At 71.5% G+C, this 20,846-nt stretch carries 14 protein-coding genes; 7 read left to right on the forward strand and 7 right to left on the reverse strand.

The features are described from left to right. The first annotated feature begins 18 nt into the window (after positions 1 to 18). The 3 genes from AQJ67_RS00005 (at position 19) to AQJ67_RS00015 (ending at position 2,931) form a co-directional block, all read left to right on the forward strand. Complete coding sequence (locus tag AQJ67_RS00005) at positions 19 to 714, forward strand: alpha/beta fold hydrolase (RefSeq protein ID WP_062715803.1); 696 nt, start codon at positions 19 to 21, stop codon at positions 712 to 714. 73 nt (positions 715 to 787) lie between these two features. Beyond that, positions 788 to 1,957, forward strand: coding sequence for a lactate 2-monooxygenase (locus AQJ67_RS00010; RefSeq protein ID WP_062715804.1), 1,170 nt, complete (start codon positions 788 to 790; stop codon positions 1,955 to 1,957). Further along, entirely contained in the window at positions 1,954 to 2,931 is a 978-nt protein-coding gene (locus AQJ67_RS00015; protein WP_062715805.1) for a 2-hydroxyacid dehydrogenase, read from the forward strand. Before AQJ67_RS00010 ends, AQJ67_RS00015 begins: the two co-directional genes overlap by 4 nt. On the opposite strand, the gene AQJ67_RS00020 is transcribed toward AQJ67_RS00015, so the two are convergent. The 3 genes from AQJ67_RS00020 to AQJ67_RS00030 all read right to left on the reverse strand — a co-directional run bounded on the left by AQJ67_RS00020 (position 2,928) and on the right by AQJ67_RS00030 (position 5,695). Next, positions 2,928 to 4,544 carry an RICIN domain-containing protein gene (locus AQJ67_RS00020; protein WP_062715806.1) on the reverse strand — a complete coding sequence of 539 codons (1,617 nt, stop codon included), beginning with the start codon at positions 4,542 to 4,544 and terminating at the stop codon, positions 2,928 to 2,930. The genes AQJ67_RS00015 and AQJ67_RS00020 overlap by 4 nt on opposite strands. 524 nt (positions 4,545 to 5,068) lie before the next feature. Continuing rightward, entirely contained in the window at positions 5,069 to 5,446 is a 378-nt protein-coding gene (locus AQJ67_RS00025; protein WP_062715807.1) for a hypothetical protein, read from the reverse strand. A gap of 3 nt (positions 5,447 to 5,449) precedes the next feature. Continuing rightward, positions 5,450 to 5,695, reverse strand: a complete 246-nt coding sequence (locus AQJ67_RS00030; RefSeq protein WP_048578995.1) for a hypothetical protein — start codon at positions 5,693 to 5,695, stop codon at positions 5,450 to 5,452. 207 nt (positions 5,696 to 5,902) lie between these two features. Here AQJ67_RS00030 and sigJ point away from each other — a divergent pair, with 207 nt between their 5' ends. Next, entirely contained in the window at positions 5,903 to 6,835 is a 933-nt protein-coding gene (sigJ, locus tag AQJ67_RS00035; RefSeq protein ID WP_062715808.1) for an RNA polymerase sigma factor SigJ, read from the forward strand. Then, positions 6,832 to 8,313 carry a cytochrome bc1 complex cytochrome b subunit gene (qcrB, locus tag AQJ67_RS00040; protein WP_062715809.1) on the forward strand — a complete coding sequence of 494 codons (1,482 nt, stop codon included), beginning with the start codon at positions 6,832 to 6,834 and terminating at the stop codon, positions 8,311 to 8,313. The genes sigJ and qcrB overlap by 4 nt, the downstream gene beginning before the upstream one ends. A 208-nt stretch (positions 8,314 to 8,521) precedes the next feature. On the opposite strand, the gene AQJ67_RS00045 is transcribed toward qcrB, so the two are convergent. Next, a complete protein-coding gene (locus AQJ67_RS00045) occupies positions 8,522 to 10,765 on the reverse strand; it encodes a glycoside hydrolase family 9 protein (protein ID WP_062715810.1) in 2,244 nt (747 codons plus the stop codon). 208 nt (positions 10,766 to 10,973) lie between these two features. Then, entirely contained in the window at positions 10,974 to 14,081 is a 3,108-nt protein-coding gene (locus tag AQJ67_RS00050; protein ID WP_062715811.1) for a glycoside hydrolase family 2 TIM barrel-domain containing protein, read from the reverse strand. A gap of 191 nt (positions 14,082 to 14,272) precedes the next feature. Here AQJ67_RS00050 and AQJ67_RS00055 point away from each other — a divergent pair, with 191 nt between their 5' ends. Further along, positions 14,273 to 16,651 carry a SpoIIE family protein phosphatase gene (locus AQJ67_RS00055; RefSeq protein ID WP_062715812.1) on the forward strand — a complete coding sequence of 793 codons (2,379 nt, stop codon included), beginning with the start codon at positions 14,273 to 14,275 and terminating at the stop codon, positions 16,649 to 16,651. A 47-nt stretch (positions 16,652 to 16,698) separates the two neighbouring features. After that, entirely contained in the window at positions 16,699 to 17,370 is a 672-nt protein-coding gene (locus AQJ67_RS00060; protein ID WP_062715813.1) for a DUF4232 domain-containing protein, read from the forward strand. Positions 17,371 to 17,384: 14 nt separating this feature from the next. Here AQJ67_RS00060 and AQJ67_RS00065 read toward each other — a convergent pair whose 3' ends face one another. Together AQJ67_RS00065 and AQJ67_RS00070 are read right to left on the reverse strand one after the other, a co-directional pair. Continuing rightward, entirely contained in the window at positions 17,385 to 19,496 is a 2,112-nt protein-coding gene (locus AQJ67_RS00065) for an RICIN domain-containing protein (RefSeq protein WP_062715814.1), read from the reverse strand. A gap of 342 nt (positions 19,497 to 19,838) precedes the next feature. Next, on the reverse strand, positions 19,839 to 20,771 hold the full coding sequence (locus AQJ67_RS00070; protein ID WP_079055700.1) for a helix-turn-helix domain-containing protein: 933 nt from the start codon (positions 20,769 to 20,771) through the stop codon (positions 19,839 to 19,841). Between the last annotated feature and the right edge of the window lie 75 nt (positions 20,772 to 20,846).

Here is a 20,846-nt window from a genome sequence, read left to right on the forward strand (position 1 = left end):
GTCGGCTAGCTTGCCCTCATGACTGAATTCGTTCTGGTGGCGGGTGCGAAGCTGGGCGCGTGGGCGTGGGACGCGGTGGTGCCCGGGTTGCTGGCGGCCGGGTACGGGGCGCATGCGCTGACGTTGTCCGGGCTGGCCGAGAAGCGGGGCGCACCGGCCGGGCAGCAGACCCATGTGCGGGACATCGTCGAGGAGGTGGAGCGTCTCGGCCTGCGGGACGTGGTGCTGGTCGGGCACAGTTACTCGGGCATACCGGTCGGGCAGGCCGCGGAGCGCATCGGTGACCGGCTGTCGCGGGTGGTGTACGTCGACGCGAGCGTCCCGGCCGACGGGAAGTCGTTCCTGTGGGGTTGGCCGAGTGACGGGGTGCGGGCGGCGATCGAAGCGAACGACGGCTTCTGGCCGTCCTTCTCGGCGGAGGATCTGGCGGACCAGGACCTCACCGACGAGCAGATCGCCCGGATCGTTCGCGACTCGACGCCGCATCCCGGCGCCTCGCTCACCGAACCGGCCGTGGTGACCCGCCCGCTCGCCGAGTTGCCGTCGACCTACGTCAAGTGCCTGCTGGACTGGCCCGAGCCGAGCGACGACGTCGCCGAACTCCTCAAGAGCGACCGCTGGGAGCTGGTGACCATGGACACCGGCCACTGGCCGATGTTCTCCCAGCCACACGAACTGGCCCGCATCCTGCACGAATCCGTGACCTCCCCCTGATCCACTCCCCCGCCTACCGGTCGGTATGGTCTGCGTACGGCGCGTTCTCAGTGAGGAGAGGCGAGGTCAACGCATGGGCAAGCACTGGGCGGACTTCCAGTACGAGATCTATCTGAACGGCATGACGGGGGCGGTGCCCCGGCTGCCCACCGATCTGACCCGGCTGGAGGAGCTGACCGAGCAGCGCCTCGGTCCCGGTCCCGTCGGCTATGTGGCGGGCAGCGCGGGCGGCGGCAGCACCGCCCGCGCCAACCGGGCGGCTCTGCGGCGCCGCCGGATCGTCCCGCGCATGCTGCGGGACGTGCACGAACGGGACCTGTCCGTCGAGGTGCTGGGCCGCGCCCTGCCCGCCCCGCTGGCCCTCGCGCCCGTCGGCGTGCTGTCGATCATGCATCCGGACGCGGAGTGCGCGGCCGCCCGGGCCGCGGCGGCACAAGGGGTGCCGTTCATCCTCTCCTCGGCGTCCAGCACCCCGATGGAGCAGGTCGCGGAGGCGATGGGGGACGCCGAGCGCTGGTTCCAGCTGTACTGGCCTAAGGACCCGGAGGTGGCCCGCAGTTTCCTCGGCCGGGCGAAGGCGGCCGGGTTCACCGCGCTCGTCGTCACCCTGGACACACCGATGCTGGCCTGGCGGCCCCGCGATCTCGACCAGGCGTACCTGCCGTTCCTGCACGGCGTGGGCACCGCCAACTACTTCTCCGACCCGGCGTTCCAGGCGGGCCTGGCCAAGCCGGTGCACGAGGATCCGAACGCCGCCGTGATGCACTTCGTCGGCATGTTCTCGGACCCCGCCAAGACCTGGCCCGACCTGGCGTTCCTGCGGGAGAACTGGGACGGCCCGATCGTCCTCAAGGGCATCCTCCACCCGGACGACGCACGCGCCGCCGCCGACGCCGGGATGGACGGGGTCGTCGTCTCCAACCACGGCGGCCGTCAGGTGGCCGGCTCCATCGGCGCGGCGGACGCTCTGCCCCGGGTCGTGGAGGCGGTCGGCGACCGGCTGACCGTCCTCTTCGACAGCGGCGTCCGTACCGGCGACGACATCTTCAAGGCCCTCGCCCTCGGCGCGCGGGCGGTGCTCGTCGGACGGCCGTACGCGTACGGGCTCGGCCTCGACGGCCAGGCCGGCGTCGAGCACGTCATCCGCTGTCTGCTCGCCGAACTCGACCTCACCCTCGCCCTGTCCGGGCACGCCACCCCCGCCACGATCGGTCCCGCCGACCTCATCGAGGAATCCGCATGACCGCCACGAAGAACGTCCTCGCCGTCATCTCGCCGCACGTGGGTGGCCGCGGCATCGGCGCCGGACTCGCCACCCTGTTCCCCGAGAGCGCGAACGTCACCGTCGTCGAGGCGGCCGACGAGGACCCGGCCGCGCTGCGCGCCGCGCACGCCGTCATCACGGCGCTCGCCCCGCTGACCGCCGGACACCTCGCCGCCGCACCGGAGTTGGAGCTGGTGCAGTGCGCGAGCCACGGCTTCGACTACGTCGACGTGGCGGCGGCGCGCGAGCGCGGGGTGGACGTGTGCAACATCGGTTCCAGCGGTGCCGAGGCGCAGAACGTGGCCGAGCAGACCTTCGCCCTGATGCTCGCCCTGGCCAAGCAGCTGATCCCCGCCCACACCGCGCTGGTCGAGGCCGACTGGGCGCTCCCCCGGCTCCAGCACTCCCTGACCGAGCTGTCCGGCAAGACGCTCGGCATCGTGGGTCTGGGGCAGGTCGGGCGTGAAGTGGCCCGCCGCGCGACGGCGTTCGACATGGGCGTGGTCTACGCCGGCCGCCGCCGACTGTCCCCGGAGACGGAGGCCGCCCTCGGCGGCGCCCGCCACGTGCCGCTCGACGAACTGCTGCGCACCGCCGACTACGTCTCCCTGCACGCCCCGCTCACCGAGGAGACCCGGCACCTCCTGAACGCCGAGCGCCTCGCACTCCTCAAGCCGACCGCGTTCGTCATCAACACCGCCCGCGGCGCCCTGATCGAACAGGACGCCCTCGCGGACGCGCTGGAGAAGGGCGCGGTGGCCGGTGCGGGCATCGACGTCTTCGACCCCGAACCCCCCACACCGGCCCTGCGCCTCCTCCACGCCCCGAACGTGGTGCTCTCCCCGCACGCCGGCGGCGTCACCCGCGAGACCCTGGTGCGCATCGCCCTGGCGGCCGTGCAGAACGTGACGACCTTCCTGTCGGGCGAGGCGCCGCGGGACGTGGTGAACTAGGCGTTCTCCTCCCCCACTCGGACTGCCCGCACCCCAGGCGTCTCGACCTCCGCGCTCGAAAGCGAGCCGGGACTCGCCGACGTCGACGGGGCGGTCAGCCAGCGTTGGGACTCGGAGTCGTCGCGGACCTTGGCCACGATGTCGGCGGACTTGTCGGCGATGGTGGGGGCGACGGCGAGTCGCTTGTCCCAGCGGGGCAGTAACTCGCCCTGGACGGTGAGGTCGTAGCGCACGTCGTCGGCCCGCTCGGAGTCGTCGTCGGCGCACTTGCCGAGGATCACCACGCCGGCGTCCTTGTGGGAGTCGAGGCACAGGCCGGGGTCCGCCACGCTGCGCAGCAGGCCGTCCTTCTCGTACGACCACTGCTGGGTGTCGTCGTCCGAGCACTCCGCCAGCTCGGTCCCGGCGCCGGGCTTCGGCTCGCCGCGGATGTCGAGACACAGGTCGGCCTCGGCGTTGCGGAAGCTGGTCCGGCGCGGTGCGTTGGGGAGTTGGGCGGTGCCCGGTGGTGAGGTGGAGGCCGCGGGGGGCGACTGGGAGGCCGTGTTGCCGCCGGTGGCGGAGGCGGCCGGGTCGACCCCGTCGTCGTCCGAGAGCAGGCCCGCGGCGAGCGTGATCGCGATCAGCCCGGCCGAGGCCACGCCCACGCCCGTGAGCAGGGTCCGCGAGGAGCGCGGCCCGCCGGGTGTCCGGCGGATCTGCGCGGGGATCCGGGACAGGAGGTGACGTCGTGCGGCGCCGTGCCGGGCGGAGCCGCCGGCGCGGGGTGCGGAGGACCGCGTGCGGCCCGGTCTGGTGTCCAGATAGCGGCGCGCGCCCCAGCCGAGCACCGCCTCGGCGATGAGGACGCCCAACCCGCCTTCGAAATGGCTCAGTTGTTCGGCGGCGTTGCGGCAGTAGCGGCACTGCGTCAGATGCTGCTGGACGTCCGGCAGCAAGGCCCCGCCGCGCCGAATCGGAACGTCGAGGAGGCGGTTGTGGAACCGGCAATCCTTGGTCGGCGCGAGTTCCCGATGGGCATGTACACAACCTTCACGGAATTTATCACGCGCCTGTTCGAGAGCGGCCGTGGCGGTGACGGTATCCATGCCCAACAGACCGGCGGGCACGCTTAGCGGCTCGGCCTCGACCTCGGTATGCCAGAGCAGACAGCGGGCAAGTCCCGGAAGCGACTGGAATGACCGGTCGGCGAGCCGGCGATTTTCCGGCGTCATGGACTTCGCGGTCCGCATACCGCGACCGCCGGCGGGTTTCCCCAGCTCCGGCAGAACACCCGCTATTCGGTCGTCCGCCGACCACTGCCGGACCGCGTCCCGGACTGCCACGAGCAGCCGGGGACGCAGCGCGGCAGCGGATTCGCCGAGCGCCAGGCGGTCGAGGACCTGATGGAATGCGGCGGCGGTGACCATGTCGGCAGCCGTCTCCGGGGAGGCGAGGCAGATCTCCGCGTACGCGTGGACCGGTTGCCAGTGCCGCGCCATGAGCAGCGCGACGGACGGAGCGGCCTCGCCATCCGGACGGCCCCGTAACCGGGCGGCGAGACCTTCGTCGGATTCCTCCGGTTCCCCGCCGGACGGGGGGTAAGGAGGGCGAGGGGGGTGGGGGGTGGGCACTGAACGGATTCCTTCCCACGCTCAAGACACGGAAGTTCCCTTCGCCGAAAAGGACCGAGCGACTTGGTGTGCACCTCTCCGGCACGAGCGGGGGGAGCAAGAATTCGCCCACGTCCATCCGCCCCGGTTCTTCACGGAACGCATGAGACCCGGCCTTTTTCCACCCCCCACGGGTAGTTCACCCTTGCACAGCACACGGATGGCCAACAAGACACTTGGGCAACATCCGCACCTTTGAAAGAAAGTCAGATTCGGCGGCAACTCGCCGCACGCGCGCGAGCTTTCGACATTCCATGCGCCCCGTGTGAAACGCGCGCACACGCCGCCGCACCACGCACGCTCCCCGGCGCGCACGCCCGCGTAGTCCACTGGGAGCGGCCCTCTCGGAAGGCCCCGCGCAGGGACGGCGGCTCTCCTGCGCGTCATGGGCCGCCGACCCCGTTCCTCCCGCCCTCGGTCGGCGGCCCCCGGGCGGGAGGAACGGGGACCGCCACGGGACCGGGACGGTGAGGCGGCGGGATGGTTCAGATCTGCCAGGAACGCAGCCGGTCGGCCGCGCCGTACACGTCGACCTTGCCGGAGATCAGGTCGCGCGCGAGGTCGACGAGGGCGCCGTAGGGCGGGTCGATGCCGACGCCGCTGACGAACATGTAGGCCACGGCGGACGCGCAGGCGAAACGGGCGTTGGCCGAGGGCAGCGGCTTGAGCAGGGCCAGGGTGTGCAGCAGCGCGGCGGCCCGCCAGGCCGGGTCGGAGTCGACGCCCAGCCGGGGCGGATCCACACGATGGCGGGCGACGGCGGCGACCAGCGCGCTGAAGTCGTTGACCGTGGGCTGGTCCGGCAGGACCTCTTCGTGGCGCTGCAGCAGCCAGGGCACGTCGATATGGATGACGGGTGCCATCGGTCAGGCGGCCCGCCCCTCGCCCTTGGCGGACGGTTCGTCGTCGGGGAAGGCCGCGGCGAACTCGTCGGCGTGCGAGGCGAAGAACCGGCGGAACGCCTCGGCGCCCTCCTGCAGGGCCCGGTGCCGAGCTATGTCGGCCGCCGCGGCCTCGCGCACGAGTGCCTTCATCGACGTACCGCGTTCCTTGGCGATCTGCCGCAGGTCCTCGAGCTCGCGGTCGCTGAACTCCACGTTGAGAGCTGGCATGGCCTCACGGTACCGCTCGGGTACTCACGCGTAAATACGTGCAGGTCAAGTGTGATGTACGTCGGTACCACGCGGCTATGGAACACCCCGCGCCGCGCGCTGTCGCACGGGCGCGGTCCCGAGACGTGGGTCACATTCGCCCCCGGGATGTCACATTCCGGCCCCCGCCGGGCCTCGCAGTGGTGAGCGCGCACTGGGAGGCCCCGCATGTCCGACACCCCCGCACCCGTCACCACCACCGACGACGCGACCGGCGTCTTCGTCGAGCACCGCGAGCTGATGTTCGGCGTCGTCTACAACATCCTCGGCAGCGTCGCCGACACCGAGGACGTCCTCCAGGAGAGCTGGCTGTCCTGGACGGCGCGGGGCGGGGGCGCGCCGCTGGAGGGAGTCGACAACCCGCGGGCGTATCTGGTGCGGATCGCCGTGAACCACGCGCTGACGCGGCGGGCCACGATCAGCCGCCGCCGGGAGACCTACGTCGGCCCCTGGCTGCCCGAGCCGCTGGTCGCGGTCGACGAGCACGACGGCGCCGAGGACCCGGCCCTGCGCACCGAATCCGTGTCACTGGCGATGCTGGTCGTCCTGGAGTCGCTGTCGCCACTGGAACGCGCGGTGTTCGTGCTGCACGAGGTGTTCGGGTACGCGCACACGGAGATCGCGGAGATCATCGACCGCAGCCCGGCGGCCGTACGGCAGCTGGCGCATCGCGCGCGCGGGCACGTGCACGCGCGGCGGCCGCTGTACGAGGCGCATCCGCGGGTGCGCCGGGAGGCGACCGAGCGGTTCGTGCGGGCCGCGGTGGGCGGGGACATCGCCGAGCTCATGGAGGTCCTCGCGCCGGACGTCACGGTGTGGACGGACGCCGGGGGCAAGCGCAAGCCGGCGGCGCTGCGGCCCGTGCACGGCCGGGACAAGGCGCTGCGGTTCTTCGGGTCGTACGGGAGGAAGGGCGGGGCGGGCCACCTGGAGCTGCGCTACCGGCGGGTCAACGGTGACGACGCGGTGGTGCTGTTCCAGGGCGGGGAGCCGTACGCCGTGCTGGTCCTGGATCTCACACCGGACGGCGACCGGGTGTCCGGTGTCTACGTCGTCAGCAACCCCGACAAGCTGACGCATGTGCCCCGGGAAGCGGCGTGAGCGCCCGGGAGGTGCCGGCCGGAAGAGGCGAGCGGGTCGCGGACTGGTTCGACGGGCGGCTCGGCATCCACACCCTCGGCCGGAAGTACCTGCGCAAGGTCTTCCCGGACCACTGGTCCTTCCTGCTCGGCGAGATCTGCCTGTACAGCTTCGTCGTGCTGATCCTGACCGGCGTGTACCTCACGCTGTTCTTCCATCCGTCGATGAACGAGGTGACGTACCACGGCAGTTACACGCCGCTCAACGGCGTCCGCATGTCCGAGGCCTACGCCTCCACGCTGGACATCAGCTTCGACGTGCGCGGCGGGCTGCTGATCCGGCAGCTGCACCACTGGGCGGCGCTGGTCTTCGTCGCCGGGATGCTCACGCACATGATGCGGCACTTCTTCACCGGGTCGTTCCGCAAGCCGCGGGAGGTCAACTGGCTGTTCGGCTGGTCCCTGCTGCTCCTCGGCCTGTTCGAGGGCCTCTTCGGCTACTCGCTGCCGGACGACCTGCTGTCGGGGACGGGTCTCAGGTTCGTGAACGGCGCGCTGCTGTCGGTGCCGATCGTCGGGACGTATCTGTCGATGTTCCTGTTCGGCGGGGAGTTCCCCGGCCAGGACATCGTGGCCCGCTTCTACTCCCTGCACGTCCTGGTGATCCCCGGCATCATGGCGGCGCTGGTCGTGGTGCACGTCCTGCTGGTCGTCCACCACAAGCACACCCAGTTCGCGGGGCCCGGCCGCACCGAACGCAATGTCGTCGGCGCCCCGTTCATGCCGGTCTACCTGGCGAAGGCGGGTGGGTTCTTCTTCCTGGTCTTCGGCGCGCTCACGTTCATGGCGGCGGTCGCTTCGGTCAACCCGGTCTGGTCCTACGGCCCCTACCGCGCCGACCAGGTCTCCACCGGAGCCCAGCCCGACTGGTATCTGGGCTTCGCCGAGGGGCTGGTCCGCGTCATGCCGGGCTGGGAGATCACCGTGGGGGGCCACACGCTCGTCCTCGGGGTGCTGATCCCGGTCGTGGTCTTCCCGCTGCTGCTGGTGTTCATCGGCGTGTATCCGTTCCTGGAGGCCAGGGTCACGGGCGACAAGCGCGAGCACCATCTCCTCGACCGCCCGCGCAACCGCCCTGTGCGCACGGGGATCGGCGCGGCATGGATCAGCCTCTATCTGGTCCTGCTGGCGGGCGGCGGCAACGACATCGTGGCGACCCGCCTGCATCTGTCGATCAACGCGGTGACGTGGACGATACGCATCGCGGCCCTGCTCGTCCCGGTGCTGGTGTTCGTCGTCACCCGCCGCATCTGTCTCGGCCTCCAACTTCAGGACCGGGAACGGGTGTTGCACGGCCGCGAGACCGGCCTGATCAAGCGGCTGCCGCACGGCGAGTACGTCGAGGTGCACCAGCCGCTGGACCAGGCGGCGCTGCACACCCTGACCGCCCACCAACGGCCGGGCCCAGTCGTGGAGCACGAGCCCCGAAGCATCGAGTAGGCGACCTGCCGCCCCACACCAGGTGCCCGGGCCGTGTACTCCTGACCTGCCCTACAACCCCCGATGACGTCCCGGTGTCACACCCCGTGCCGGCATCCCGCCCACCGCTCCCGCAAGGAGCTCCCGGTCAGGAACATCACGCAGTAGCCACGACCGGAGGCCTGGGGAGGCCCGCCGCCGCACGCCGCGGCGGCGGGCTCACCGGTACCTATCCCTGGTCGGCCACGAAGGAGGCCATCCGGGTCAGGGCGGAGTTCCAGTTGATCGTGTGCTCGTTGGTCGACCAGGACTGGATGTCGTCGATGTAGCAGAACTGGCCGACGCAGCCCTGGAGTCTGCTCTGTGCGTAGGGGTCCTGGATGCTTGAGTTCGGCCCGCCCGCGAGCGTGCCGACCGGCGGGTTCGGCTGGCTCGGGTCGAGCTGATGGGCGTACCAACGCGCGTGCTGGTTACGGGAGTTGACCTCGCCGTAGCCGGTCACGTACGAGATGTTCAGCGCGTTGCGCCCGAGGAGGTAGTCCATGCTCTGGAGCGCCCCGTCACGGTACTTCGAGGCACCGGAGATGTCGTACGCGGCGGCGATGACCACGGCGTTGTGCAGGATCTGGTGGTTGGAGCCCCAGTCGTAGAGGTTGCCCTCGGGGGCGTACGGCATCCCGTACGGCTGTGCCTTCAGCGTGGCCAGGTAGCGGTCAGCACCGTTGGTCACGGACTGGCGCACCTTGTCCCGGCCGGGCAGTTTGCTCGGCACGGTCGCGAGGTCGAGGCGGGCGGCCGCCGCGGTCCTGGCCCAGTCGTAGCCGACGGGGACGAACACGTCGGCCGTGTGCACCGGGGAGCCGAGGACGTGGTCCGCGAACTCCTTCTCACCGGTACTGAGATACAGCTCCGCCGCCGCCCAGTAGAACTCGTCGGTGACGTTGTTGTCGGCGTACGTGCCCCCGCCGATGCCGTCGCTCTCGGAGGCGTACCGGTCGGGGTGCGCGAGCGCCGCCGCCCACGCCGTCCGGGCGGCGCCCAGCGCCCTCGCCGCGAACTCCTTGTCGTACGGCTTGTACAGGCGGGCCGCCTGCGCGGCCGTCGCCGCCAGGTTGAGGGTCGCCGCGGTGGACGGCGGATGCAGTTCGCGCTTCTGCGGGTCGTCGCTCGGCAGCAGCGGCAGGCCCGTCCACTGTTCGTCATGGATCTTGTGATGCGCCATGCCGGCCAGCGGCTGCCCCGCGGGCACCTGCATCTTCAGCAGGAACTCCAGCTCCCAGCGGACCTCGTCGAGGATGTCCGGCACGTTGTTGCCGCTCTCCGGGATGGCGAGCGTGCCGTCGCCGAGCTTCCTCGGCTCCCCGGTGCGGGCGAGCAGTTCGCGTTCGTACGTGCTCAGCAGCTCCCACACGGAGATGCCGCCGTTGACGACGTACTTGCCGTGGTCGCCCGCGTCGTACCAGCCGCCGGTCACATCGAGGCTGTAGTCGCACACGCCGGGCTGGCAGGGCACGTTGCCGTCACCCTTGTTGGGTGCGACGTCGACGTGCCCGGCCGGTCGGGCATAGCCCGGTCGCAGGTCGTCACGGATCGCGATGCCGCTGCGCTGCGTGTAGTAGTACTTCACGGCGTCCAGGCGCAGCTTCTCGTAGGCGCCCGTCCCGATGCCGAAGGGCCGGCTCGCCTCCCCGTCGGCGACCAGGGTCAGACCCTCGCCCTGCTTGCGGTAGGCGCCGAAGTCGATGGAGTGGACGTTCTGCGCGGAGGAGGCGTCGGTGCCGCGCGGCACGGTCCAGCCGTGGGCGACGACCGTCCCGGACGCGTTCTTCAGCTGCCAGGGCAGTTTCCCGGTGGCGTCGGTGACCAGCGTGGCGTTCTTCGGCCCGGCCGGGAGGTAGGCGACCTGGTTCACACGGACCCGCGGGCCGGTGTCGGGCTCGTACACCTCCGGCGGGACACCGCCCAGCAGCGAGGCGTCGTCCATGCAGAAGCGCCACGCGTCGTCGCTGCCTCCGAGTTGGAAGGCGACCTGGCCCTGCGGGGTGTCGACGGGCGAGGTGAAGGTGTACGCGTAGGAGTTCCCGGAGACGCTCAGCTGCGGCGTCACCTCGAAATAGGTGTCGTACGGGGCCGCCGACAGGCCGACGATCGCCCGCACGGTGTGCCCCTCGGGTGAGCCGTTCGCGGTGAAGGAGAAGCGGTACGACTCCCCCTTCACCAGGGTGATGTCGTTCTGGCCGACCGCGGCGTCCCAGGGGTTGGCGGTGCCGGCGGGCACGTCGGCGCAGAGCCGGCCGTCGGACAGGGCCGCGGTGACGGTGCTGCTCGTCCACCATGGCTCTGTGGTGGTGTCGAAGGTGCCGTTCTTGAGCTGCTCGACCTCTTCGGCGGCGGCCGGGTTGGTCGGCAGGGCGGTTAGGCCTGCGGCCAGCAGGGCCGTCAGGGTCAGCAAGGTGGTTCTGCGGCGTTTCACGTCTGGGCTCCTCGGGGGAGGGGCGGGTGACGCTCGGCGTGGGAGCGCTCCCAGATGCGGACGCAGTCATGTTTGTTGGCGACATGACAGTCCGTCAACGGTCCGGACGCACGGCTTTCGGGTGCGGCGCCATCGTGGCTGGTCGCGCAGTTCCCCGCGCCCCCAAGAGAGGGCGCGGCTGCGCCCGGCGTCCGGACCAGGACGTAGGTCAGGTGGCCGGTGCCTCCAGCTTGCTGATGCGTAGTGCCCCTCGGGGCTCCCCCGGGTGGGCGCTCGTCAGGGTCAGGCGCAGACCGGAGCCTCGCATCGCGTCGAAGGTGATGACGGTCGGTGCGTTCGAGGCGGTGGCCCAGTCCACGGACGCGCCCTTGACAGGCGTGTACCGTCGGCCGTCCCAGACCTCGGCCGCGACCGACGCAGGCAGGGTGTGCGACGCGTCCTCGGTGAACGAGACCTCCACCCGGTCGAAGGTCCGCGCGCGGCCGAAGTCCACACTCACCCAGTCCTCGGGGCGGGCCCCGTCGAAGGCCGGCAGCAGGGCCGTCGCCGACTTGAGGAAGCCGTTGGACCAGCCGGTGGCCGGGTCGCCGTCGAGCATGGCGGCCGGGAGGGTGTCCGGGCGGCCGGAGTAACTGGCGTCCGCGTAGGGGTAGTTCGCGGGAGCCGGGTAGTCGGGCTCGAACTCCGGGGCCGGGGTGAGCGCGGCGGAGCGGGCGTGGGTCGTCCGCACGCTCACGCTGCCCGCCCGCAGTCCCTCGGCCTGGGCACTCACCTTCAGGGTGCCCGTCTTCGTGCCGGACCGTACGATCGCCAGCGCCTTGCCGTGGAAGGCCGTACGCGTACTGGCCTGGTAGCGCTCGGCGCTCTCCTCGCGCCCGTTGTCCAGGCCGGCCAGCGAGCCGCCTCGTACGTCGAAGGTGATCAGGTCCTCGGCGTCGGGCACCACCACGCCCCGGGCGTCGACGACCTCCGCGGTCACGAAGAGCAGTGAACGTCCGTCAGCGGCAAGGGACTTGCGGTCGGCGGTGAGCCGTACGGCCTTCGGTGCACCGGCCGTGCGCAGTACGTCGGTGGCGACCGCCTTGCCACCCTTGCTGGCGACTGCCTTCAACTCCCCTGCCTCATAAGGGACTTTCCAAGTCAGATGCAGCTTGCCCGCGCTGCCGTTCGGGCTGGTGTAGCTGCCGGGGTGGGGGCCGTCGGTGAAGGTCTTGTCGTCGCCGGTCGCCTCGGTGGTCTCCAGGTAGGTCCGGCCGTCGACGGTCCTCTTGGTGTCGAAGGTGCGGGTGCCCAGGGACTCGCCGTTGAGGAACAGCTCGACGGTGTCGACGTTGGAGTACGCCCACACCTCGACCGTGTCGCCCTCCTGGTGGTTCCAGGTCATCGGCAGCAGATGGACCATCGGTTCGTCGACCCACTGGCTCCGGAACAGGTAGTACATGTCCTTCGGGAAGCCTGCCGTGTCGACGGCGCCGAAGAAGGACGCCTTGACCGGGAAGACGTCGTACGGCGTGGGCTCGCCGATGTAGTCGATGCCCGACCACAGGAACTGCCCGGCGAACCACTTCCGGTCCCGGTCCTTCTTGTGCCCGTACTCGCCGCTCATGGTCCAGGAGGCGAGGTTGTTGTCGTAGGAGGAGGTCGCACGCCTGCCGGGGGTGTGGTTCTCGCCGGTGTTGAGGCGCTCGGGCTCCTGGTAGGCGCCCCGGGTCGAGGTCTCGGAGGAGGACTCGGACTCGAAGAGGAACAGGTGGGGATAGCGGGCGTGCAGGGCGTCCACCGACTTGGCGGTGTTGTAGTTGAGGCCCAGGCCGTCGAGCTTGGCCAGGATCAGGTCGCCGGGTGAGCCGGGGGCGGGCACGCTGCGGTGGCGGTGGGAGCCGATGACGACGGGGCGGGTGTCGTCGGCGGCCTTGAGGGCGGCGATGAGCCGGTCGGCCATGGCGAGTCCGGAGGTGGAGGTGAACTCGGAGACCTCGTTGCCGATCGACCAGGCGAGGACGGCGGGCGAGTTGCGGGCGGCCAGCACCATCTCGGTGATGTCCTTGTCGGCCCACTCGTCGAAGAAGCGCCCGTAGTCGTAGCGCGTCTTGGGCGAGCGCCAGCAGTCGAAGGCCTCCACCAGCATCACGATGCCCATCTCCTCGCAGACCTGGATCATCTCCGGGGAGGGCGGGTTGTGGGAGGTGCGGAAGGCGTTGACGCCCATCGACTTCATGATGGTCATCTGCCGCCGGATCGCGTCGATGCTGACGGCCGCGCCGAGGGCGCCCAGGTCGTGGTGGAGGTCGACACCCTTGATCTTGCTGTGGACGCCGTTGAGGTGGAAGCCCTCGTCGGGGTCGAAGCGGAAGGTGCGGAAGCCGAAGGGCGTGCGGTAGGTGTCGGTCGTCCTGCCGCCGACGCGCAGGTCGGTCCTCAGGGTGTAGCGGTGGTGCGGGGTCTCGAAGTCCCACAGCCCGGGCCGGGGAACCGTCAGCTCGTGGGTGGCGGTCGCGCGGTCGGTGACGGGGACCGTGGAGGACGTCCGGGCGACCGTACGGCCGTCGGGATCGACGATCCGCGAGACGACCTCGACGTCCGTGCCGCCGGCGGAGGCGTTCACCACCGACGTCCGGACGTGGACGACGCCCCGCTCCTCGGTGATCTCCGGCGTCGTGACGTACGTACCCCAGCGCTCCACGTGCACCGGCTCGGTGACGACCAGGCGGGCCTCGCGGTAGATGCCGCTGCCCGAGTACCAGCGGCTGCTGGGCAGCCGGTTCTGCACCTTGACCGCGAGCACGTTCTCGGTGGCGCCGTCGGTGTGCACGAGGTCGGTGAGGTCGAAGGCGAAGCCGGTGTAGCCGTAGGGGTGGCGGCCGACCTCCTCGCCGTTGCAGTAGACGTGGGAGTCCATGTAGACGCCGTCGAACTCCACCGATATCCGCTTGCCCGCGAGGCCGGGCGGCAGGGTGAAGGCGAGGCGGTACCAGCCGAGGCCGCCGGGGAAGAAGCCGGTGCCGCTGGTGGTGCCGTGCTCGGTGGTCGGGGCGAACTCGATGCTCCAGTCGTGCGGCACCGCGACCTGGCGCCAGCCGGAGTCGTCGTGGCCGGGCTCGGCGGCATCGGCGTAGGCCCCGGTGGGGTCGGTGATGCCGCCCGGGTTCACCAGTGCGAAGCGCCAGCCGTCGCGCAACGGGACCGTGCGGCGGCCGGACGCGGCACCGGCCGTACCGGCGAGCCCCGCGGCCCGTGCCGTCGGGGTGCCCAGCAGCGCTCCGGCCGCCGGCGCGGCCGTGGAGGCGAGCAGTAACGATCTTCGAGTGACTGTCATGGCGGCTCTCCCTCATCAGGGCCCAGAAGTACTCACAACTGATCGTGAACAAACAGATTCTGACGGGGAGGCGCGCGGAAGAGTCAAGAGTGCGCCACGGAGTTCCGGTACCAACCGGTCGCCGACGCACTAGGCTGGAGCAGCGAGTGTCACGCTTGATCACCGTGAGTGTGCGCGTTGGAGTGGCGAGCATGAGCCCGGAGTATCCGTTCGACGAGGCCGCGACGGCCCGGGCGGTCATCGACGACGGCGGCGTGCTCGTCGAGTGGAACGCCGGCGCCGAGCGGCTGTTGGGCCACCGGGCCGCCGAGGTCGTCGGACGCCCCGCCGCGGAGCTGCTGGCCGATGAACGCGGACGCGGCACCCCGGAGGGCGACCGCTGGGACGGCGTCCTCACGCTGCGCCGCCGCGACGGCGGCACGCTCTCCGTGTGGCTGCTCGCCCACCGGCTGCGTCACCAGGGCGAGGGCCCTTACCGCTGGCTCGTGGTCACCCCGCTGGAGGGCGACGGTGCGCGGCTGCCCGACGATCCCCTGGACGAGGTCGGGCTCCTCGCCTCGCCCTGCGCCATCGCGATCTATGACGAGCGGCTGCGGCTGCGCAGGATCAACGGCGTCATGGCGGAGGTCCTCCACCTCTCCGAGGACCATGTGCGGGGCCTGCGGGCGCCCGAACTGACGGGGCGGGCACAGAGCTACGACATCGAGCGGCAGCTCCTACGCGTGCTCACCACGGGCCAAGGCACCGACGTACGGACGTACGTGCCGGTCGGCGGGGACAGAACGCACGCCTGGCTGGCCCGGATGGCCCCGATCACCGACGGCAGGGGGCGGGTGCGCGGTGTGTCGGTCGCCGCGCACGACTTCACCGAGCAGTACGTGGCCCAGGAGCGGCTCCAGCTGGTGAACGAGGCCAGCGTCCGGATCGGCACCACCCTCGATGTCACGCGGACCGCCCAGGAGCTGGCGGACATCTGTGTCCCCGCGCTCGCCGACTTCGTGAGCGTGGACCTGCTGGACCCGCCGGAGCACGGCGGCGAGGCGCCGACCGGGCGGCCGACGGCCCCGATCGTCCTGCGCCGAACCGCCCACCGGTCCGTCAACTCCGGCAGCCCGGAAGCCGTGGTCAAGCCCGGCCACGTGGACGTCTATCCCACCCCGTCACCGCAGGCGGACGCGCTGCTGACGGGCCACACGCTCATCGCCTCGACCTCGACCGACGACCTCGCGCAGTGGCTCTCCTGGGACCCGGCCCGCGCCGAGCGGATCCAGGAGTACGGCATCCACACCACGATGTCGGTGCCGATCCAGGCCCGCGGCACCACCCTCGGCGTCGCCGTGCTCACCCGGTTCAAGAACCCCGAGCCGTTCACGCCCGACGACGCGCTGCTGGCCGAGGAGATCACCGCCCGCGCGGCCGTCTGTATCGACAACGCCCGCCGCTACTCCCGCGAACGCGAGACCGCCCTCGCCCTCCAGCGCAGCCTGCTGCCCCGAACCCTGCCGCGCACCGCCGCCCTCGAAGCGGCCTCGCGCTATCTCCCGGCGGCGCGCTCCGGCGTGGGCGGTGACTGGTTCGACGTGATCCCGCTGTCCGGGATGCGGGTGGCGATGGTGGTCGGGGACGTCGTCGGCCACGGCATCCAGGCCTCGGCCACGATGGGCCGGCTGCGTACGGCCGTGCGCACCCTGGCCGACATCGACCTCGCGCCGGACGAACTCCTCACCCACCTCGACGACCTGGTCGTCCGGCTGTCCGAGGAGGCGGGCACCGACGGTGTCTCCGGTGAGGTCGGCGCGACCTGTCTGTACGCGGTGTACGACCCGGTCTCCCGGCGCTGCACGATGGCCCGGGCCGGGCATCCCTCGCCGGTCATGGTGCCGCCCGGCGGTGCGCCCCGCGAGATCGAGCTGCCGGCCGGGCCGCCGCTGGGCCTGGGTGGGCTGCCGTTCGAGTCGGCCGAGGTCGAACTGCGCGAGGGCACGGTGCTCGCGCTCTACACCGACGGGCTGATCGAGACACGGGAGCGTGACGTCGACGCCAGCCACGCGCTGCTGTGCGAGGCGCTGTCGGCGTTCTCCTACTCCCTGGACGAGACCTGCGACCGCGTGCTGCACGCCCTGCTCCCGCCGGGCGGTGCCGCGGACGACGTGGCCCTGCTGCTGGCCCGCACCCAGGGGCTGCCGCCCTCCAGGGTCGCCACCTGGGACATCCCGGCGGACCCGGCGCTCGTGGCACCCATCCGCAAGCAGGTCCTGGAGCAGCTCGGCGTGTGGAGCCTGACCGAGGCGTCGTTCACCGCGGAGCTGGTGGTGAGCGAGCTGGTCACCAACGCCATCCGCTACGGCATCCACCCCATCCGGCTCCGGCTGATCCACGACGCGCGGACGCTGATCTGCGAGGTGTCCGACACCAGCCACACGGCGCCGCATCTGCGCCGCGCCAAGACCTTCGACGAGGGCGGCCGCGGCCTGCTGCTGGTCGCTCAGCTGACCCAGCGCTGGGGCAGCCGGCACACGGCGGACGGCAAGACGATCTGGGCCGAGATCGGACTCCTCGACGAGGAGTGAGGACGCGCGGTGAGTACTCCGTGGGAAAACGGGGAGTCGTGACAGACATGGGACGTGCACGGACACTCCGCTCCTTACACCGGGCGACTCCCCTCGTGACCGCTGTCGCGCTGCTGAGCCTGCTGACCGCGTGCGCCGACGGCGCCGACCCCACGGGTACCGCACAGACACCGGCCGGCACGAGCAGCCGTACGACCGGACCGGCCACGACCGACGCCGGGAGCCCCACCACCGAGCCGGGCACGCCCGGACCGGGCACCCCGGACACCGAGAGCCCGGTGACCCAGTCGGGCGCCGCCGCCCCGCGCTGTCACACCGCCGAGCTGCGCGCGTCGATCGGACGCCCGAGCCCCGGGGCCGGGCAGCGCAACTTCCCGATCGTGCTGACCAACAAGACCGACCGCACCTGCACGGTCCGCGGCTATCCGGGCGCCGCCTTCGTCGACGCGTCCGGCGGGCAACTCGGACCCGACCCGAAGCGCTCCCCCGACACGCCCACGACCGTCACACTGACCCCGGGCCGCAGCGCCTGGGCCGGGCTGTCCTTCGCCAGTCCCGAGATCAGCGGGGCTCGTACGGCCCTGCCGGCGGCGCTGCTCGTGACGCCGCCCGACGAACGGGATCCGCTGAGGGTGCCGTGGACGGCCGGTGAGGTGCCGGTGGCCGGCAACGAGTCCTCGGTGCGGCTGACCGTGGTCCAGCCCGGCACCGGAGGCTGACCCGCCCCGGCCGGTCAGCGGCGACCGCCGCCGCCGTAGCCGCCATAGCCCCCGCCGTAGCCGCCGTACCCGTACCCCCCGCCCGACCAGCCGTTCTGGCCGCCCCAGGAGCAGGAGTACGGGTTGTAGTAGCACGAGGCGTCGGTCGGGGTCGGGCTCGTGGTCGTCGGCTGCGACGTCGACGGGGTCGCGGACGGTGTCGGCGAGGGTGTCGGGGTGGCCTTCGACGGCTCGGGCGTGGGGGTGGTGGCCGGGGCCGGCGGCTTCGCCTTCTTCACTTCCGTGTCCCAGTTGACCACCTCCAGCTGGGGCTCCGTCTTCGAGGTGTCGATCACCCAGTGCTGGGCGTTGTTGTCGTCCTCGCGGCTCTTGAGGACGAGGGCGCCCGAGCCGTCCGTGGCGGCGGGGCTCAGGGCCAGGTCCTGGTTGAAGCGGGGTACGAGGGTGCCCTGGAGCGTGAAGTCGTAGCGGACGTTCTTGGTCTCGGAGTCGGCGGCGTTCGCGCACGGGGCCAGCCGGACCGAGTAGCCGAGGTGGGAGTCGAGGCAGAGATCGGGGTTCGCGGCGCTGCGGGCCAGTCCGTCGGTCTCGTACGACCACTGCTGGCCGGGCGCCGAGGAGCATTTGGCGAGCTCGGTCTCCGCGTCCTTGACGGCCTTCTCGTCGACGATGCCGACGCAGAGCCCGGACCCGATGTTGTGCAGCCGGCCCCGCAGTTCGCCCTTGGCGGCCTCGGCTGCGCCCGCCCAGGAGGGGTTGCCGGTGGCGGAGCCCGCGTCGGCGTCCGGTGTCCCGGTGGGGCGGTCGTTCGCGGCCGGAGCGGGCGCGTCCTCGGAACCGCCGGACGACCACAGGACGAGCGGGAGGACGACGAGGGCGCTGACGGTCGCCACGGCCGCGGTCAGGTTGCGGCGCCGCGTGGCACGGCGGGCGGCCTTGAGGGCGGCGCGGCCGGTGCAGGTGCGGGGGTCCTCGGCTTGCGGGGCGGTGGTGGGGTCGCTTCGGCGGGCGGTACGACGGCCGGAGCGGCGTGCGGCCCGGGGGCCGGCCGGCGAAGAGGCGGACGCGGTGGTCGCGGCGGCGAAGGGCTCGCCCGCGGCGGCAGGCATCGCTCCGACGGTCGCGGGCGCCTCGCCGCCGGGGGCGGGGGCGTGCGCCGGAGGGGTGGGGACCGCTGCCGGGGAGACGAACTCGGCGCTGTCGGCGGTGTCGGCGAAGAACGACTCCCCCGCGATCGGCGCCGTCGACCGCGGCTCCGCGGCCGCTTCGGTCCTGGCCTCGGCGGGCTCCGCGGCCTGGCGTGCTCTCGCCTCCAGGTAGGGTCTCGCGCCCCAGCCGAGCACCGCCTCGGCCAGTGCGACGCCGAGCCCTTCGTTGAAGAAGAGGAGCTGGGCGGCGGTTTCAGCGCAGTGCCCGCAGCGGTCCAGGTGCTCGCGCAGGTCCGGGTCGACGTCGACGCCGCCGCGGCGGTAGGTGACGTCCAGCATCCGCAGGTACTGCCGGCACTCGTGCTCGGGGGCGAGTTCGCGGTGGACCTGGAGGCTCTCCTCGCGCAACCGCTCGCAGGCCCGGCCCAGTTCGATGCGGGCGGACTCCTCGTCGAGGCCGAGGAGCCCGGCCGGTACGGCCAGCGGTTCGGCCTCGACCTCGGTGTGCCAGAGCAGGCAGCGGGCCGCCTGGGGGAGGCGCTGGAAGGCCCCGGACAGCAGCCGTCGGTCGGCGGGCGGCAGCAGTCGGGCGGAGACGCGCTCCGCGCCCTCCGTGTCGGACCGCAGTTCGGGGTGGAGCAGCTCGCGACTGCGGTCGGTGTCCCATTCCGCGGCGATACGGCGCACGGTGACGAGGAGTTGGGGACGCCAGGCGGCCGTCGGTCCGGTCTGCCGCAGTGTTTCGCCGAAAAGCCGGGTGAAGGCCGCGGTGGTGAGCATTCCCGCGGATCGGGCGTCGGCGGTACAAAGCCGTGCGTAGGCGAAGCCCGCTTCCCAGTGCCGATCGAGGAGTTCGCCGACGGGGTGCAGCGCCGGCGACACCCCCGTCCACTTCTTCAGCTCGGCGCTCAGTTGAGCGTCCGTCACATCGAAGAGTCGGTCGTCGTCAGGCGAATTCGACAGGCCTGCGTCAGGCACGACGGCATTCCTCCGGAGAGCTTTCGGCATTGAAGGTCCATACCAACGGGTATGCTCCGGGCGCAACTCTTGTGAAGCCTGGGCACTGGTGAGCGAGGCACACCTTTACACAGGTCAGGGACAGAGAACAAGCGATTCCAGTTTTTGTGCATTGCGTGCGCGACGGTCACTGTTTGACGATTGGTCAATAAGCCTTCAGGGCGATTACGGCACCTCGGCAAGAAATTGGAAACGGTATTCACTCAGCCGCGTTCGCGTGCGAGCGCAAACCATTGAACGCCCGATCTCCGACTTTCATGCCTGGTCATAAGGACGTACGGACCTTCACCCTGCCTTCACAGGTCATGCGCCAACCATTGGACCGCTCCCCCGGTACGCGCCCGGCGGCCTCCCGTACCGTTCACGGGACACTCGGTTGAAGTGAAAAGGACTCACGAACCCCGAGGCGGCCGCCACGCGTTCCACGGACAGATCGGTGGACTCCAGCAGCCGGGCGGCGTGCCGCAGCCGGGCCTCGCGCAGCGCGCGCATCGGTGACTGCCCGGTCTGCCGGGTGAAGAGGTGGGCGAATCGCGAGGGCGAGAGCGCGACCTGCTCGGCGAGGGACCGCACGGTGTGCGGTGCGGCCGGGTCGGCCGCGATCAGCGCCTCCGCCCGGCGCACCCGTGCGTCGATGCCGGGCCGGGACGGCTGGGGCCGCGCGGTGCCGGCGGTCAGCAGGACGACCTCCTCCAGTGAGCACAGGGCGAGTTCGCGGGCGGCGGTGCCATGGGCCACGGCGACCGACTCGTCCCCGGGCGCGTCGCCCGGCGCGGTCGGGGGCGGCGCGTCCGTGCCGGTCCAGCGGGCGTCGGTGAGCATCCGGCGAAACGCCCCCTCGACACGGCCGCGCACCGTGTCCGGCGTCGGCGTGACGACGTACATCCCCTCACAGGCGTCGTACGGACGCAGCCAGGACCGCCAGGAGGGCCGGGCCTGGCAGTGCGCCCACCAGAACCGCCAGTGGCGGGCGCCGGGCTCGACCCCATAGCCGTGCGGAACGCCCGGCGCGAGCACCACGAGGTCACCCGCCCCGGCCCGCGCCTCGGCACTCCCGTGCCGCAGCCGGCCCCGGCCGCCGGTCGTCCAGGTGAACAGCCAGCTGTCCGCGCCGCGCGGCCGGCTGATCCCGTACGTCGGCGGCTGATCGAAGTACCCGACGACCACCAGTCCGGGCGGCGGGGCGGGAACACCGGGCGCAGCAGTCCCGGGCAATCCGTCAGCGCTCACAGTCATCCTCCTCGGACGGGCGTCGGCCTAGCGTGGTCGGGCGAGGACACCTGACCGAGGAGCGGACACATGACAGCCGAG

Source organism: Streptomyces caeruleatus, from assembly GCF_001514235.1.
Taxonomy (GTDB): Bacteria; Actinomycetota; Actinomycetes; order Streptomycetales; family Streptomycetaceae; genus Streptomyces; species Streptomyces caeruleatus.